This window comes from Fibrobacter sp. UWS1 (genome assembly GCF_002300445.1).
Taxonomy (GTDB): Bacteria; Fibrobacterota; Fibrobacteria; order Fibrobacterales; family Fibrobacteraceae; genus Hallerella; species Hallerella intestinalis.
This window is the reverse complement of sequence record NZ_NSGW01000002.1, coordinates 150699-165567: the sequence shown is the minus strand read 5'-3', so window position 1 is coordinate 165567 and position 14869 is coordinate 150699. Positions and strand designations below refer to the sequence as shown.

Here is a 14869-nt window from a genome sequence, read left to right as displayed (position 1 = left end):
AATTTATTTGTGAGAATTTGGAGGAAGATTGTATATAATTCCCCATTTTTTGCTATTATAATTTCGCAAAACAAAGGTATTCTATGTCCGATTGTATTTTTTGTAAAATCATCCATGGCGAAATTCCCTCCACTAAAATCTACGAAGACGACGAATTTTACGCCTTCAAAGATTTGAACCCGCAAGCTCCCGTCCATTTTCTGGTCGTTCCCAAAAAGCATATCACCAGTCTGATGGAACTCGAAGAATCCGATTCCCCGCTGATGGGACGCTTGCTTTACCGTGCACAGCTTTTAGCGAAACAAGAAGGCCTTGGCGAAGGCGGAGCCCGTTTCGTATTCAACTGCAAAGGCGACGCCGGACAAACCGTCTGGCATATTCATTGCCACGTCCTCGGCGGCAAAAGGCTCGACGACGGTTTCGGAGCGAAATAATTGCTAAAACGGGCAAAAGTCATTATTCTGCACAGGATGCCTTACAGCGATTCTTCGCTGATTGTCAAAGGATTCTGTTCCGATTTTGGCGTGCAATCCTTCCTTGTCAAAAGTGCCAAAAGCAAAAATTGCCCGTTTAAAAGCTCCCTGGATCCCCTTGCCGAAAGCGAAATCGTCTTTCACGATTCCGGAAAAAGCGACTTGCATTTCATTCGCGAAGCTAGCCTTATCGACTGGTTTCCCCATTTGCGGAAGGACTTGGAAAAAAACGCCATGGCGGAAGTCATCGCCGAAATCCTTTTGCGCTATTTGTCGGCAGGCCCCTCTCAAGAGCTGGTCTTCCGCTACACGGAAAAAGCCCTGCAAATTCTGGACCGCGGAGAAAAGCCGCAAGAAACCCTTGTCCGTTGGATGTGGCACGTCGCCGACTGCGAAGGCTACGCCCTTTCCCTCCATGAATGCGTCCGTTGCGGAGCCGAAATTCAAAATTTCCCCGCGGATTTCCTGTTTGAAAACGGCGGAGCCCTCTGCCAAAACTGCCTAGGCGTCCTCCAGCCGGAGCATTCCCCGGAATTTCTGGCAGACATTGCCCGGCTCTCCACTCGGGAACAATTGCACAATCCGCGGTTCCTCGAATGCGAATTTTTCAAATACCTGAAAAATCATCTCGGCGAAAACCGGGAAGTCAAATCTTACCACTGGTTACAAGAGGTCAGAAATTATGCTTTCTGCAAAACAGATTCTTGAATGCAAGGGCAAACGAAAAATCGCCCAAATCACCGCATACGACTTTGGCTTTGCTCAAATTGCCGAAGCTGCGGGAATCGACCAGATTCTCGTCGGCGACAGCCTTGCCAACACCATGCTCGGCTACAAAAGCACGCAATCCGTGGGAATGCCCGAAATGCTCATTTTTGTTTCTGCGGTCGTCCGCGGAGCTCCCAACACCCACGTCGTCGCCGATATGCCTTTTCAAAGCGACAGCGATCCGAAAACAGCACTGGAAAACGCCAAACGCTTTATCGATGTGGGAGCGTCTTCTGTCAAACTTGAAGGTTACAAGCCGGAAATCATCGAAACCCTTCTCCAGAACGGCATTGAAGTCTGCGGGCATCTGGGACTTTTGCCGCAGACCGCGACCAGTTTCAAACAAGTGGGCAAAACCGAAGAAGAAGCTGGGCGGATTCTGAAAGAAGCCGTAGCGCTTTCCGAAATGGGCGTTTACGAAATGGTCCTGGAGCACATTCCCGAAGCCTTGGGAAAACAGATAACCCAAGCCGTGAAGTCCATCACTATCGGCATCGGCGGCGGTTCGCATACCGACGGGCACGTTACCGTTCTACACGATGCCCTTGGCATCCATGCGGGCAAAATTCCTCCGTTCGCCACCCGGTTCTGCAATCTCTACGAGACCGCCAAAAAAGGAATCGAAGCCTACATCGACTTTGTGCGCAAAGAATCCCTGTAGCATTTTTTTCCAAGTAACGGGCATCGCTGCGAAAAAAAATTGAAAAAGTGTTGATATTTTGTGTAAATCAAGTTATTTTGTAATTATAGTTATCAACATCAAAAAAAAAGGAACAAAAATATGGCACCTAAAACCACGAAGACTACCAAAAAAGCGGCTCCGGCAACAAAGACTGCAGCTAAAAAAACAGTCGCCAAGGCTGCAAAGCCGGCAGCAAAAACGGCAAAGGCTCCAGCTGCCAAAGCAGCGCCGGCAAAGAAAGCTGCCGCTGCGAAAAAGCCCGTAGCGAAAAAAACGGCTCCGAAAAAGGCTGTCGCCAAGGCAAAACCGGTGGTAAAAGCAGCTTCCAAGACCACTAAAGCTGTCAAAGCAGTCAAGCCGGCAACAAAGAAAGTCGCCGTGGCGAAAAAGCCCGTAGCGAAAAAAGCGGCTCCGAAAAAGACCGTCGCCAAAAAAGCCAAGTAATTTTTCCATTCTCTCTTTGTGCAAAAGAAAGGTTCGGATTCTTCCGAGCCTTTCTTTTTTGGGAGGAGCCTTCCAGCCGATTTATTGGGAAGTGGTTAGGGGGTAGTGCGCTTCGATAACCGGTTGCTGCCCTTCGACAGGCTCAGGGACCGGTTAAGAGTTGGGAGTTGGGAGTTGGGAGTTATGAGTTGGAACTGATAACAGATAACCGAGTTTCCCCTTGCGAAAGAAAAAGCCCAGTTTGAAAAAAGTTCCCCCTTCTCGCTATGGCGCAATATCCAATTCCACCCCACAAAACCAAAACTTCCAACTACAAAGCGTGGCGGGGGATAGGGTGAAGGGAAAAGGGGCTGCCCATGGGGCTTTGCATCCCTGAAACTAGGAATCTCCGATTCCGTAGTTGAAGTATCCCTGGAAGGGACAATTCGTCTAAGGGAACAAGTTCCCAAGACTCATGGGCCGCTATCGCGGCTCGCAATGACGGGCTGCCCGCGCAGATAGCTTCGGCTTTGCATCCCTGAAACTAGGAATCTCTGATTCCGTAGTTGAAGTATCCCTGGAAGGGACAATTCGCCTAAAGGAAGCGGAGCTTCCAAGGCTCATGGGGCTTTGCACAATTCGTCTAAGGGAACAAGTTCCCAAGGCTCATGGGCGTAGGCGAGCACCTCGCAGTCTGCGAGAAGAAATTTTCCTTGTGAAAAAGAAATTCCCGTATTGAAAAAAAGAGTTCCACTTTGCGAAAAAGATGTTCACACTTTGAAAAATTTTTAATTGAGAGTATTTGGTGGAAGATTGTCCATAATTCCCAAATTTTTCATCGCGGCTATTTGGTGGAGAATCGCCCCCCCCCCCTTTTTTGCTCTGCCGAGATGCTTCCACAAATACTCTCCTTAGCTTTCCGCGTCACTTTTCTACATTATTCCTATGATTTCCGAAAACGACTTGAAAGAAATAGAATCCCTGGGACTTGAAGAAAAGATTTCCCGGGTAAACAGCTTACTCGAAAACAAAGAAAATCCGAAAGCCTTTGAACTCGCCCTTTTTCTCGCACTCAAAATGGCGCAAGAAATCAAAACGGGCAAGGAACTCGGCAGCGAATCGGGAAAAATCGTCGCCGCTTGGATGCAAAAATATTCCGCGGAATTGGTAGAAGAAACGATTCCTTTGGCAAAACAGTTCTTTACAAATCCGGAACAGATTGCCGCCCGCATTCGCGAAGGACTTTTAAAACAAGATGCCTAATCCCCTAAAAATTCTACCCGCTTCCGTGGATATCGGCAGCAACTCGACAATCCTTCTGATTGCCGACTTTGAAAAAGACGACAGCGGCAAAGAAATCCTGCTACCCAAAATCCAAAAAGTGGAAATCTGCCGACTCGGTGAAGACATTTACAATGCGCAAAAAATTTCTAAAGCCCGGCTCGAGGAACTTTCCCGCATTCTTTCGTCTTTCCGTTCCACCGCCCACGCTCTTGGGGCAGAAATCAAAGCCTGCGCGATGACCGAAGCCGCACGTAAAGCGGAAAACGGCGAAGAATTGATGGCGGCAGTCGAAAAAGCCCTTTGGATCAAGCCCCGAATCATCTCCGGCGAAGAAGAAGCCGCCTACACATTCCGAGCGGTCGAAGAATGGCACGGCAAAGACATCGTGACCGTAGATATTGGCGGCGGTTCAACCGAAGTTTCAGATGGGAAAAAAGCCGTATCTGTTCCCATCGGTTCCCTCTTCCTCTTCAAAAAAATGGGAGTCATTCCCGGCCCGGAATACAAAAAATGGGAAAAGGAAGTTCTCAAGGGCAACCCTCTGCGACCTTATGCCAAAAAGCCCATCTATCTTGTCGGAGGAACGGCGACCGCTCTTGCCATGGTATTTTTGAATCAGCCCGAATTCAACTTCAAGGCCATCGAAGGGCTGGAAATGAATCTGGAAGATTTGGAAAAAGTCATCACCAAAATTTCCAACGTTTCCAAAGAACTCCGGGGAAGTATGCCCGGACTGGAAAAAGGGCGCAGCGACGTGATTATCTGCGGGCTTTTCTGGCTCAGGAGCCTGCTCTCCCGACTGCACGCCGAAAGTTTTCGAATCAGCACTGCGGGACTTCGCTTTGGGCTTCTATATCCCGAAAAACAAGAGCCAAATCAAGGAATTTAAATGCGCATCAACAAATTTCTCTCTTTATGCGGAGTCGCCAGCCGCCGGGCTTCCGATGAAATCATTTTGCAGGGACGGGTTTCCGTCAATGGAACCGTTCTAAACCAGCCGGGCTTTTCCGTTTCCGAATCCGACGACGTGCGAGTGGACGGGCGGAAAGTCCAGCCGCCGGCCAAAACCAAAATCATCCTTTTTCACAAACCCGCAGGCTGCGTCTGCTCGGCTCACGATCCGCAAGGACGCACGACCGTTTACGACTATTTGCCCTCGGCCTTTCGCTCCATGAAATACATCGGACGTCTGGATTTGCAAAGCCGCGGGCTGCTGCTGTTTACCGACGACGGCGATTTGCTTTACAAACTGACGCATCCGAAATTTGAAATCCCCCGCAGTTACTATGTATGGACAACGCGCCCCCTTTCCCGCAGCGACGCCCAACGTCTTGTCGATGGCGTAGAAATCGGAGAAAACGAGCGGGGCGTTATGGAACACGGTCACGCCGAAGAAATTTTCTTTGACGAAGGCTTTGTGGAAATGGTCCTATGCGAAGGGAAAAACCGCGAAATCCGAAGGATGCTCGAAGCGGTCGGCTACACCATCCGCGATTTGAAGCGAGTCACATACGCCGGAATCTCCCTGGGGAATTTGCCCACCGGCGAATTTCGCGAACTCACCCCAGCCGAAGAGAAATCGCTCCGTAAATCCGTACAAGACCTCGGAGCGCAAGAATGAAACGAACCATTTTCATCGGCGACGTGCACGGCTGCCACGACGAAATGATGAAAATGCTCGACGCGGTGCGCTTTAGTCCGGAAGACGACGAAATCTATTTTACAGGCGACCTTATCGGCAAAGGACCGAACGCCCTAAAAACCGTCCAGACCGTAGAGCAGAACCATTTCAAAAGCGTTTTGGGAAACTGGGAAGCGCATCTGCTGAAATACATCAGCGTTCCGCAGGAACTTTGGACGGACAAAATAAAACGCTTCTTCGATTCTTTGGAAGATCCGTTCTGGATTGCCAATGCTGTCAAAAAATGGCCTTTATGGTATGATACGCCTCAAGCACTCCTTGTCCACGCGGGACTCGAACCCGGCAAACAGCGTCTAGAGGACATGAATCCCAACGTGCTGCTTTCGATTCGCACCTGGAGCGGTTCCGCCGAAGAGATGAAATCCCCGGCCAACCCTGCCTGGTTTGAATGCGTCACCTGGTCCAAACCGATTGTCTTTGGGCATTGGGCGGCGAAAGGACTCGTCGATATTCCCGGTTTCCACGGACTGGATTCCGGCTGCGTCTATGGCAAAAAACTCTCCGCCTACTGCATCGAAGAAAACAGGCTTTACCAAATTCCAGCCGCCAGAATCTATTCGCCCATCAAAGCCGGCAAATCTTAAAAGCCAAAGTAGATTCCCCCAACACAGCCCCTCTAAAATTGTAAATTGGTTTCACTATGACAGCTCAAGAACTTTTCGACCGTCTCAAAACCGTCCAGCCCGGCTCCGTTCTCTGCAATTACACCTTGGAGCATTGCCAAAAGCTGGTTCCCCTCATCAACGAAATCAACGAACTGAAAAAAGAACGCCGCGCGGTTATCCTTGCCCACAGCTACGTCGCTCCCGAAATCATTTTAGGCGTTGCCGACTACGATGGCGACAGTTTCAAGCTCAGCCAGGATGCCACCAAAGTTCAAGCCGACATGATTGTCTTTGCCGCAGTCCGCTTTATGGGAGAAACCGCCAAAATTCTGAACCCGACCAAAGACGTCTATATTCCCGGTCCGCTTTCCGGTTGCAGCCTCGCCGACAGCATCACGGGAAACGATGTGCGCAAACTCCGCGAAAAATACCCGGATTACACTTTTGCCTGCTACATCAACACGACAGCCGACGTCAAAGCGGAATGCGACGTGTGCGTCACCAGTTCCAACGTCTATAAAATCATCGCCAACCTGCCGAACGATAAAATCGTTTTTGTCCCCGACCGTCTAATGGGCAAGAACCTGCAAGAAATGCTCCGCAAAAATGGCATTCAAAAAGAAATCGTCCTGTATTCCGGCTGCTGCTACGTCCACGAAAAATACGACCCGGAACTCATCCGCTTTTTCCGCGAACAAAATCCCGGGCTACGCGTCGTCAGCCACCCAGAATGCCATCCGGGAATCGCCCTGCTCAGCGATTATGTCGGCAGCACCGGACAAATGGTTTCCTACATCAAAGAACAGCCCAAAGAAACGCCGATCCTGCTCCTCACCGAATGCGGACTCAACGCGCGGATGCAATACGAATTTCCCGACAAGACTTTCATCGGCAGCTGCAGCATGTGCAAATACATGAAATCGAATTCGCTCGAAAACATTCTGGAAACATTGCGTCACCCGGAAGCGGCAACCAAAGTGGAACTTCCCGAAGAGACCATGCACCGCGCCAAGCATTGCATCGACGAAATGTTCCGATACGCAGCCATGTAGGGGAACCGATGCGCAAAGCCTTCCTTCTTTTTGCAGTCGCCGTTTGGACTTCGCTCTGCTTTGCCGAAAGCCACGAAAAAATCATTTGGCATCGCAGTTACTTCATCTCCATCGGGCTGGACGCGTCCCTTTCCTTGGGCGGCGACCTCGACGGAAAAGGCTATATGAAATCGGACGGGGACGAGGGAATTTTCATTCCCTCCATCGGCTCCTTTCCTCTGCCGCTCGCCGAAATCGGCGTCAATTTCAACCAGCACACCGTCGCCGTTTCCTTCGGAATGTGGAATATCGACGTCAATTACGGCAAAGGCTCCGATTACGAAACCGGCAACGATGCCAACTACTGGCGATTTGCCGCCGAATACCGCTACTATTTCTTCTGGCCCGAAGATTTTCAAATCGGACCCGGCCTGGCCTATTCCTTTTCCCGCCTCTCCGTTCACGATGCAGCCATCGGCATGGACAAATACTCAGGAGAATTTCGCGAATCCGCCGTCTTTGCCGCCAACGCCTTCGCCCTTTCCGCCAATATGCGCTACAAAATTCGCCCGTTCGGCATGGACATCGCCGTCCGTTACCGCCCGCACTTCATCCGCAGCGTGAGCACAAGCTCCAGCGGATACAATGACCTTTCCGAAACCCTGTGGCACCATAGCCTAGAAATCGGCGGACGCGTCTTCTACGAATTTTAACCGTTCTGTTTTTCTTTGGGCGTTCCCCGCCAAGCGGGGCGCTCCCTAGCGTTATCGCCGCGCATTCTTTTGCAAAATCCTTCGCGAAGCGCGGCGTCCGTTCAGCCAAATTCCAAGAATTTGTCCGAACCCATCCGGGCGTCGGTCGCTAACGCAAGAATCTTGCCTGGTTAGTTGGGAGAAATGGTAGTCTCCTACGAAGCTCCCTGAAAGGAACAATTCGCCTAAAGGAAGCTGAGCTTCCAAGGCTCATGGGGCTTTGCACAATTCGCCTAAAGGAAGCTGAGCTTCCAAGGCTCATGGGGCTTTGCACAATTCGCCTAAAGGAAGCAGAGCTTCCAAGGCTCATGGGTCGCTTTGTTCCTCGCTGGGACGGATTGTGTACGGGACTGCCGGCTCGCTTGCGTTCCTTGAGCAGGCGGTTGTTTTTACGTCACCCCGAACCCCACAGGGGTTATACGACACTTGTCAATTTATTGACTTAGTGGAGTTATCCTCTATGTGGATATACGACACTTGGTAACTTTGTTACCTTAGTGGAGTTATACTCGAAGTGTAGAAGCAATCCTTTTCACGCTGACAAGATTGCCACGGCTTTGCACAATTCGCCTAAAGGAACAAGTTCCCAAGGCTCATGGGCCGCTATCGCGGCTCGCAATGACGGGCTGCCCGCGCAGATTGCCACGGCGTTGCATCCCTGAAACTTGGCATCTCCGATTCCATAGTTGAACGATTAGGTAGGCAAAGCACCTCGCAGTCTGCGAAAAAAATCCCCCTGCGAAAAAGAAATTCGCGTTTTGAAAAATTTGATGGTGAGCATTTGCAGGAGGATTAAAATCCCCCTCCAAATACTACCAGTCCTTTTCCGGTCTAGCGACGCCTCGGGCTGGTTTCCAAGGTTTCCGCTCGCCGTGTTCCTCATCAAAGTCCTTCAACAGCTGCGAAGCTTCCTGCGGGCTCATTTGCGCAGGCGTTCCTGCGGGCCGTTCGTCGCTTTCCCGAGAATCGCTGGAACTTTCATCCGGCGAACTGGAATTGCCCTCGCCCGAACCCTGATTGGAATCGCTGGAGTTTCCATTTGAACCGCTGGAGCCGCCGTCATTTCTGTCCGATTGAGAATCGCTGCTGGAACTATCCGAAGATCCCGGCTCCGAATTGTCGTTTTGTTGCTGGTTGTCCGAATTGGAATTTTCCGAGTTCTGGTCCTGATTCTTGTCGGAATTGTTTTCGTTTTGAGGATTATTCTGCTTGTTCTGATTTTTCTGTTCATCCTTGGACTCGTCAATCCTGTCCGCCAGCATTTGCAATTTGACGTCGTCCGGATAATACGACAATCCCTCTTTGCAGGTAATCGCCGCCGTCGGCAAACGGTTTTCAATATACTGGTACGCTGCATCCGAATAATACTCGGCAGCGGATTTCGGGGCATTCGCCGCACAAGCAACAGCCGCCAGAACCAATACAATTCGAGTCGCTTTTAAATTTCCGACAACCATCAAATCACCCCCAAATCATTATCTGCATTGGACTGGTCGATTTTGCTCTTGGGTTTTCGCCCCGCCTTAATATCTATCACATCTTCTATCCGCTGAATGTAAGAGCTAAAGCTAGAAGCCGTCGAATCGCTTGCCATCGTATTTTCCAGCAATTCCTTTGCCGGCGAATATTGTTCGTTTTTGCACATTTGCAAAGCACGCGCCAAAATCTGTTTTGCCTTTTCCGAAAGTTCGGGCTGCTCCTGATCGTTATTGGGATTCTGCTGATTCTGTTCCTTCTGTTTGTCGATTTCTTCTTTCAACTTGCGCTGCACAATTTCCACATTGCGTTTCGCATTTTCAAAATCCGGATTCAAATCGATCGCTTTCTTCAAATACCCGACGGCTTCGCGCCACTTGGCAATCCGCTCCGAAGGCTCGCTGGATTTTTCGCCCATCCGGTAAAAAGTATTCGCCAGATTAAACGCCGCCTTGGACGAGAGCGAAGAATCGGGCATTCGCGTAGCGCTTTCCAATTCTTTTTGCGCTTTCTCGTAATCGCCGAGCTTATACAGGCAGGTTCCCATATTGTAAAAAAGAATCGGATTCGACGGTTCGCTCTGACGAGCTTCTTCGTATTTTTCCAAAGCACCTTGAAAATCCCCGTCCGCAAACAATCGGTTTCCGTCATTGATAGGACGGGCATAAGCCGCAGCGGCCACCCAAAATATCAAAAGCCATTTTTTCATTTATACAAAATCCCTATTAGCTGAAACGCCCCGCAAGCTGTTTCCGTTTCTTTCCTCGTTCCGAAAGCAAAGCTTCCGCCAAAAAAAGCAGCGCCGCCATCGCCAAGAAAATCTGATACCGATCCTGGTAATTTTCCATCTGATCCGAAGAAGTGTCCCGTTTTTCCATGCTTTCAATTTCCGAAAGCACTTTCTGCAACTGAAATTCCCCCGGACTGGCGTAAAAATAGCGCGCCCCTGTAATGCTTGCCACTTCCGAGAGCGTCCGCTCTTCCAGCCGGGTCGTCACGATATTTCCAAAACGGTCCTTGTGGTAAGCGACATCACCGTTTTTCGTCGGTTCCGGAATAGGCACGCCTTCTTTAGACCCAATGCCGACCGTGTAAATCCGAATCCCCGCTTCCGCAGCTTCTTTCGCTTTTTCCACAGCCTTCGCATCCTGCTCTTCGCCATCGCTCATCAAAACCATCACCGCGTACTTGGACGGCACCTTGGAACGCTGGAACATCTGCAAGCCCTTATCTATCGCCGCAGCCAAATCCGTTCCCGGCAAAAGCCATCCCGGTTCCAAATCCCGAAGAATCAGCTGAACCGTTCCATAATCTAAAGTCAGCGGCACCAGCGTCTGCGCCTCGCCCGAAAAAGCAACCAAGCCGATTCTATCGCCGGAAAGCGTATCCAAAAACGCCGAAATTTCATGACGGGAACGAATCAGGCGGTTCGGTTTCACGTCTTCGGCAAGCATCGACAACGAAACGTCCTGAAGCAAAACGATATCCAGACCTTTGCGTTCAATATGCTCCATTTGCCGTCCCCACTGCGGGCGGGCCAGCGCAATAATCAAAAAGGCGATTCCCAAAAGCAGCAGGCTTGTTTTGGCTATTCGACGCCACGGCGAAAGCGACACGGCAATTTTCGGAAGCATCGAAATGGAAGCAAATCGGGATGCCAGTTTTTTCCGCCGATGATACGCATAGACAAACAGCAGCAAAAAGAGCGGCAACGTAAACAGGCACCACAAAAAATTCGGCTCGGCAAATCTCATGGAATCCTCACAAATCGCGTATTCGAAAGCACCAGTTCCAGCAAGATCAAAAGCGCACCGGCAAAGAGCCAGGGATAAAATTTTTCGGAATACCGCGCATACGCAATCGTCTGTATTTCCGTTTTTTCCAACTGGTCAATTTCCGAATAGATTTTTTCCAAATCCTCTTTGCTTTCCGCCCGGTAAAAACGCCCGCCCGTACTTGCCGCAATCTCTTTCAGCGTTCTTTCGTCCAGCCCGTTTTCAAGAGGAATCGGCTCTTCCGCCCACGAAATATCCCCGGTCCAAGGGTTTCTTTGAAAAGCCAAAAACGTTCCCGATTTTTTTCCGACGCCAATCGTGTAAACCTTGACGCCCAAAGCCTTGGCAACTTCGGCGGCATGCAACGGCGGAACCAGACTTGCATTGTCGTTGCCATCCGTCAAAAGAACGACCACTTTGGATTTCGCGTCGGATTTTTCCAGTCGCGCGAGCGAAGTCATCAGGCCGTCGCCAATCGCCGTGCCATTTCCCGAAGCGGTAGAATCATCTACGCTCGCCAAAATTTCCAGCAAAGCGCCGTAATCCAAAGTCAAAGGAACCAACGTGTAGGAATTTCCCGCAAAAGCCGAAAGCCCGATGCGATCGCTTTCCCGTTTCTGAATAAATTCCGCGATGACCTTCTTGGCGTATCCCAAGCGCGAATAATCCCAGAAACGCCCGCTCTTCAAAACTTTTTCCGCATTCATGACGCCGAGTTTCGCCTGATCCATACGGGTGAGCATATCCAGAGTTCCCATGGATCCGGACACGTCCAACGCGAGCATAATATCAACACCATCTGTCGAAGTGTATTCCACTTCCGTTGCGTTTTGCGGACGAGCCAGAGCCACAATAAAACAGCAGAGGGCCGCCAGTCGCAAGGCCGGAACAATATAGCGGGCTTTCGCATGCGAACCTTTCGCCGCTTTTTTCGCCAAAGCCAACGCCGGGAATTTGATGGTACTTTTCCGCTTTCGGGAATGCCACCACCAGTCCGCCACCAGAATCGGCACAAACAGCAGCAAGAAAAAAGCTTCCGGATTTTGAAAATGCAAATTAGCGAGATCCATTTGCCTTCTCCTTCTTTTCTTCGGGAGCGGGCTTGGTGTCTTCCAACAAACGGGAAGCCCAATCGTTCCAGAAAACACCGCGGTCGTCGCCGATTTTCATTTTGGCGAATTTCACCGGATACGTTTCCTTTTCCAATTCCACCAAAGATTGCTTATAGGCTTCCTGCAAGCCGGAAATCTGAGAAATGCGGGACTTCAACTGCAAAAGAGTCGCGTCCAAGATTCCTTCCGACGGGGATTCTCCCAAGAAACGGCGTTCCACATAACGGCGCACGATAAAACTCAGCGACGTATAAAATCCCGCCTGATCTCCCAAGGCCAGCAACTGTCTGTCTTGCAATTCCCGAAGAGCCTGAATCGCTTCTTCGTAAGGCGGAAGCCGTGGCTTTTCTTTTTCCCTGCGGAACTTCTTGTGCAAAAACCAGCCGAGCAGCACGAGCAAGCCCGCCAAAACGATAACCAAAAACACGCGCAACCACGTCGGCAAACGGGAGTCTTTCAACGGCCCTTCCACATCGAGAATATCCTCCTCGGAACCATCCGTCCGGGTCACCACCTTGACCGCCACCGGATCCGTCCGGACAATCACCGTATCCGCACCCACAATCGCACGCGCTTCCTGCGGCGCAATCAAAAAATCCCCAGCGACAAAGGTATTCAGCGTCGCCCGCCACACAAAACTCTTTTTCTTTCCTTCAGCGGGCATCTCTTTGTGCTGCATATCCTTCACTTCAAAACTGCCCAGATTGCCGACAAAGCTGGGCAAATCCACCCACGCACTTTCCGGAGCGGTCACATAAATCTCATAATCGAACCTGTCGCCCACAAAAACCTGCGAAGCGGTCGTCGCCGACCGGACAGACACATCCATCGCCAGCGACGGCACGACTAATGCGCACGCCATCAAAGGCACTTTCCAGAATTTTCCCATTTTTCTAAATCCGAACCTCATCAACTCCGACGCCTCTGCTGCATTCTGAAATGTTCCACGAGCGGAGCCACCGTATCCCGAAACTCGTCATGAACCAGACATTGCACATAATTCACGTTCATCTTCTGAAACAAATTTTTCGTCGCCTTTTGCGCTTTCTTCGCCTCGTACGCAAAAGCTTCACGGAAAGCTGCATCCCCCGTATCGACAAGCATCGTTTCTCCTGTTTCCGGATCTTCAAACTCCACAAGACCCACCGGAGGAAGCTCCGATTCCCTAGGATCCATCACCGAAACGGCCAGCATATCGTGACGCTTTCCAAGAATTTTAAAAGCCGTTTCAAAACCGGCGTCCATAAAATCCGACATCACGACAACCATCGCCCGACGGTTCAAAACTCCGCCCACATATTCAAGCGCCTGCTGCAAATTCGTTCTATGATGTTCCGGCTTAAAATAGAGGATTTCCCGAACCAGACGCAGAACGTGTTTTTTGCCTTTCGCCGGCGGAATAAAAAGTTCCACCTGATCCGTAAAAATCAAAAGCCCGACCTTGTCGTTGTTGCGGACAGCGGCAAAAGAAAGCAGTGCGGTAATCGCCGCCATCGCTTCGCCCTTCATCTCCTTGCCCGAGCCGAATTCTGAACTCGAACTGGCATCGACCATCAGCATCAGCGTCAGTTCGCGCTCTTCTACAAATTTCTTGATGTAGGGTGTTCCCATGCGGGCGGTCACATTCCAATCGATGGAGCGCACATCGTCTCCGGGAACATATTCGCGGACTTCGCTGAACTCAACGCCATTGCCCTTGAACGAGCTGTGGTAAGCACCCGCCATCATGGCATCCAGCGGGCCACGCACCGACAACTCGATGCGTTTTACCGTTTTGAAAACATCCTTGGACAGCATATTAAGGCACTTCGACCGAATCCAGAATTTTTTGTACGACCAGTTCCGCAGAAACCTCTTCTGCTTCCGCTTCGTAGCTCAAAATAATGCGATGACGGAGAACTTCCATGGCAACCGCCTTTACGTCTTCTGGAGTCACATAGCCGCGCCCTTCGATGAACGCATGGGCTTTCGCCGCTTTTGCAAGGCCAATGGAAGCGCGGGGAGAAGCCCCCACCGAAATAAAGTTCGCCAGTTCGGCTTTTTTAATGCTACCCGGATCGCGGGTCGAAAGAACCAGATTCACAATATACTCGCGAATCCGTTCATCCACATAAATTTCCTTGACCAGCTCACGAGCATTCAAAATATCCTGTTTGTTCGCCACGGCCTGTGGCATTTTCAATCCCGAACCGCTGACCGCTTCCAAAATTTTCATTTCATCGTCTTTGCCCGGATAGCCGACCTTTACCTTGAGCAGAAAGCGATCCACCTGCGCTTCGGGCAAAGGATAAGTTCCTTCCTGTTCAATCGGGTTCTGCGTTGCCAAAACCAAGAAAGGTTCGTCCAACTTATACGTTTCGTCGCCAATCGTAATCATCCGTTCCTGCATCGCTTCCAAAAGCGCGCTCTGCACCTTCGACGGAGCACGGTTGATTTCATCCGCCAAAACCAGATTGGTAAAAAGCGGACCCTTGCGAGTTTCAAAACGGGACTCTTTGGCATTGTAAATCGTCGTTCCAAGCAAATCCGCCGGAAGCAAATCCGGGGTAAACTGGATGCGTTTAAAATCCAGCGAAACCGCATACGCAAAAGCCTGAACGGCAGTCGTTTTCGCAAGTCCCGGCAAGCCTTCCAGCAAAATATGTCCATCGGCAAGAATCCCGGTGAGAATGCTCTTCACCATATCCTTTTGCCCGATGACAGTTCCTTCCACTTCGCGTAAAAGATCCACGCAAAAATGTCCGCGGTCCTTAATTTTTTCAGAAAGTTCCTGAACGTTTGTCATA

Annotated in this window: 17 protein-coding genes; 10 read left to right on the top strand and 7 right to left on the bottom strand. The window is 50.5% G+C overall.

Annotation, left to right across the window (positions count from 1 at the left end):
* The first annotated feature begins 83 nt into the window (after nt 1-83).
* The 10 genes from BGX14_RS10670 (at nt 84) to BGX14_RS10620 (ending at nt 7681) form a co-directional block, all read left to right on the top strand.
* Nucleotides 84-434: a histidine triad nucleotide-binding protein gene (locus BGX14_RS10670; protein WP_073302767.1), complete on the top strand. Its 351-nt coding sequence runs from the start codon at nt 84-86 to the stop codon at nt 432-434.
* Nucleotides 435-1181 carry a DNA repair protein RecO gene (gene recO / locus BGX14_RS10665; RefSeq protein WP_143394222.1) on the top strand — a complete coding sequence of 249 codons (747 nt, stop codon included), beginning with the start codon at nt 435-437 and terminating at the stop codon, nt 1179-1181. It abuts the gene before it with no gap.
* Complete coding sequence (gene panB / locus BGX14_RS10660) at nt 1156-1902, top strand: 3-methyl-2-oxobutanoate hydroxymethyltransferase (protein ID WP_073302771.1); 747 nt, start codon at nt 1156-1158, stop codon at nt 1900-1902. Before recO ends, panB begins: the two co-directional genes overlap by 26 nt.
* Nucleotides 1903-2022: 120 nt before the next feature.
* The gene (locus tag BGX14_RS15865; RefSeq protein WP_198951201.1) at nt 2023-2367 is read left to right on the top strand and encodes a hypothetical protein; all 345 of its coding nucleotides are present in this window, start codon (nt 2023-2025) and stop codon (nt 2365-2367) included.
* A gap of 924 nt (nt 2368-3291) precedes the next feature.
* On the top strand, nt 3292-3609 hold the full coding sequence (locus BGX14_RS10645; RefSeq protein ID WP_073302775.1) for a hypothetical protein: 318 nt from the start codon (nt 3292-3294) through the stop codon (nt 3607-3609).
* The gene (locus BGX14_RS10640; RefSeq protein ID WP_073302777.1) at nt 3602-4519 is read left to right on the top strand and encodes a phosphatase; all 918 of its coding nucleotides are present in this window, start codon (nt 3602-3604) and stop codon (nt 4517-4519) included. The genes BGX14_RS10645 and BGX14_RS10640 overlap by 8 nt, the downstream gene beginning before the upstream one ends.
* The gene (locus BGX14_RS10635; RefSeq protein WP_095879879.1) at nt 4520-5251 is read left to right on the top strand and encodes a pseudouridine synthase; all 732 of its coding nucleotides are present in this window, start codon (nt 4520-4522) and stop codon (nt 5249-5251) included.
* The gene (locus BGX14_RS10630) at nt 5248-5916 is read left to right on the top strand and encodes a metallophosphoesterase (RefSeq protein WP_095879878.1); all 669 of its coding nucleotides are present in this window, start codon (nt 5248-5250) and stop codon (nt 5914-5916) included. Before BGX14_RS10635 ends, BGX14_RS10630 begins: the two co-directional genes overlap by 4 nt.
* A 56-nt stretch (nt 5917-5972) precedes the next feature.
* On the top strand, nt 5973-6989 hold the full coding sequence (gene nadA, locus BGX14_RS10625; RefSeq protein WP_095879877.1) for a quinolinate synthase NadA: 1017 nt from the start codon (nt 5973-5975) through the stop codon (nt 6987-6989).
* A gap of 8 nt (nt 6990-6997) precedes the next feature.
* Entirely contained in the window at nt 6998-7681 is a 684-nt protein-coding gene (locus BGX14_RS10620; protein WP_078775591.1) for a hypothetical protein, read from the top strand.
* A gap of 851 nt (nt 7682-8532) precedes the next feature.
* On the opposite strand, the gene BGX14_RS10615 is transcribed toward BGX14_RS10620, so the two are convergent.
* The 7 genes from BGX14_RS10615 to BGX14_RS10585 are packed head-to-tail and all read right to left on the bottom strand — an operon-like array spanning nt 8533 to nt 14868.
* Complete coding sequence (locus BGX14_RS10615; RefSeq protein WP_095879876.1) at nt 8533-9177, bottom strand: hypothetical protein; 645 nt, start codon at nt 9175-9177, stop codon at nt 8533-8535.
* Complete coding sequence (locus BGX14_RS10610; protein WP_095879875.1) at nt 9177-9905, bottom strand: tetratricopeptide repeat protein; 729 nt, start codon at nt 9903-9905, stop codon at nt 9177-9179. Before BGX14_RS10610 ends, BGX14_RS10615 begins: the two co-directional genes overlap by 1 nt.
* Nucleotides 9906-9921: 16 nt before the next feature.
* Nucleotides 9922-10950 carry a VWA domain-containing protein gene (locus tag BGX14_RS10605; protein ID WP_073302791.1) on the bottom strand — a complete coding sequence of 343 codons (1029 nt, stop codon included), beginning with the start codon at nt 10948-10950 and terminating at the stop codon, nt 9922-9924.
* On the bottom strand, nt 10947-12041 hold the full coding sequence (locus tag BGX14_RS10600; RefSeq protein ID WP_073302793.1) for a VWA domain-containing protein: 1095 nt from the start codon (nt 12039-12041) through the stop codon (nt 10947-10949). The genes BGX14_RS10605 and BGX14_RS10600 overlap by 4 nt, the downstream gene beginning before the upstream one ends.
* Nucleotides 12028-12972 carry a hypothetical protein gene (locus BGX14_RS10595; protein WP_095880353.1) on the bottom strand — a complete coding sequence of 315 codons (945 nt, stop codon included), beginning with the start codon at nt 12970-12972 and terminating at the stop codon, nt 12028-12030. The genes BGX14_RS10600 and BGX14_RS10595 overlap by 14 nt, the downstream gene beginning before the upstream one ends.
* A gap of 20 nt (nt 12973-12992) precedes the next feature.
* Nucleotides 12993-13880, bottom strand: coding sequence for a DUF58 domain-containing protein (locus BGX14_RS10590; protein ID WP_073302796.1), 888 nt, complete (start codon nt 13878-13880; stop codon nt 12993-12995).
* A 1-nt stretch (nt 13881) separates the two neighbouring features.
* Nucleotides 13882-14868, bottom strand: coding sequence for a MoxR family ATPase (locus BGX14_RS10585; protein ID WP_095879874.1), 987 nt, complete (start codon nt 14866-14868; stop codon nt 13882-13884).
* Nucleotide 14869: the final 1 nt, after the last annotated feature.

Excerpts from the sequence above, each read along its gene's own strand:
- nadA (WP_095879877.1), top strand. The coding sequence starts at position 5,973 with ATGACAGCTCAAGAACTTTTCGACCGTCTCAAAACCGTCCAGCCCGGC.
- BGX14_RS10585 (WP_095879874.1), bottom strand. The coding sequence starts at position 14,868 with ATGACAAACGTTCAGGAACTTTCTGAAAAAATTAAGGACCGCGGACAT.
- BGX14_RS10640 (WP_073302777.1), top strand. The coding sequence starts at position 3,602 with ATGCCTAATCCCCTAAAAATTCTACCCGCTTCCGTGGATATCGGCAGC.
- BGX14_RS10600 (WP_073302793.1), bottom strand. The coding sequence starts at position 12,041 with ATGGATCTCGCTAATTTGCATTTTCAAAATCCGGAAGCTTTTTTCTTG.
- BGX14_RS10590 (WP_073302796.1), bottom strand. The coding sequence starts at position 13,880 with ATGCTGTCCAAGGATGTTTTCAAAACGGTAAAACGCATCGAGTTGTCG.
- BGX14_RS10630 (WP_095879878.1), top strand. The coding sequence starts at position 5,248 with ATGAAACGAACCATTTTCATCGGCGACGTGCACGGCTGCCACGACGAA.
- BGX14_RS10610 (WP_095879875.1), bottom strand. The coding sequence starts at position 9,905 with ATGAAAAAATGGCTTTTGATATTTTGGGTGGCCGCTGCGGCTTATGCC.
- BGX14_RS10645 (WP_073302775.1), top strand. The coding sequence starts at position 3,292 with ATGATTTCCGAAAACGACTTGAAAGAAATAGAATCCCTGGGACTTGAA.
- BGX14_RS10595 (WP_095880353.1), bottom strand. The coding sequence starts at position 12,972 with ATGGGAAAATTCTGGAAAGTGCCTTTGATGGCGTGCGCATTAGTCGTG.
- BGX14_RS15865 (WP_198951201.1), top strand. The coding sequence starts at position 2,023 with ATGGCACCTAAAACCACGAAGACTACCAAAAAAGCGGCTCCGGCAACA.
- BGX14_RS10670 (WP_073302767.1), top strand. The coding sequence starts at position 84 with ATGTCCGATTGTATTTTTTGTAAAATCATCCATGGCGAAATTCCCTCC.
- BGX14_RS10615 (WP_095879876.1), bottom strand. The coding sequence starts at position 9,177 with ATGGTTGTCGGAAATTTAAAAGCGACTCGAATTGTATTGGTTCTGGCG.
- BGX14_RS10620 (WP_078775591.1), top strand. The coding sequence starts at position 6,998 with ATGCGCAAAGCCTTCCTTCTTTTTGCAGTCGCCGTTTGGACTTCGCTC.
- BGX14_RS10605 (WP_073302791.1), bottom strand. The coding sequence starts at position 10,950 with ATGAGATTTGCCGAGCCGAATTTTTTGTGGTGCCTGTTTACGTTGCCG.
- panB (WP_073302771.1), top strand. The coding sequence starts at position 1,156 with ATGCTTTCTGCAAAACAGATTCTTGAATGCAAGGGCAAACGAAAAATC.
- BGX14_RS10635 (WP_095879879.1), top strand. The coding sequence starts at position 4,520 with ATGCGCATCAACAAATTTCTCTCTTTATGCGGAGTCGCCAGCCGCCGG.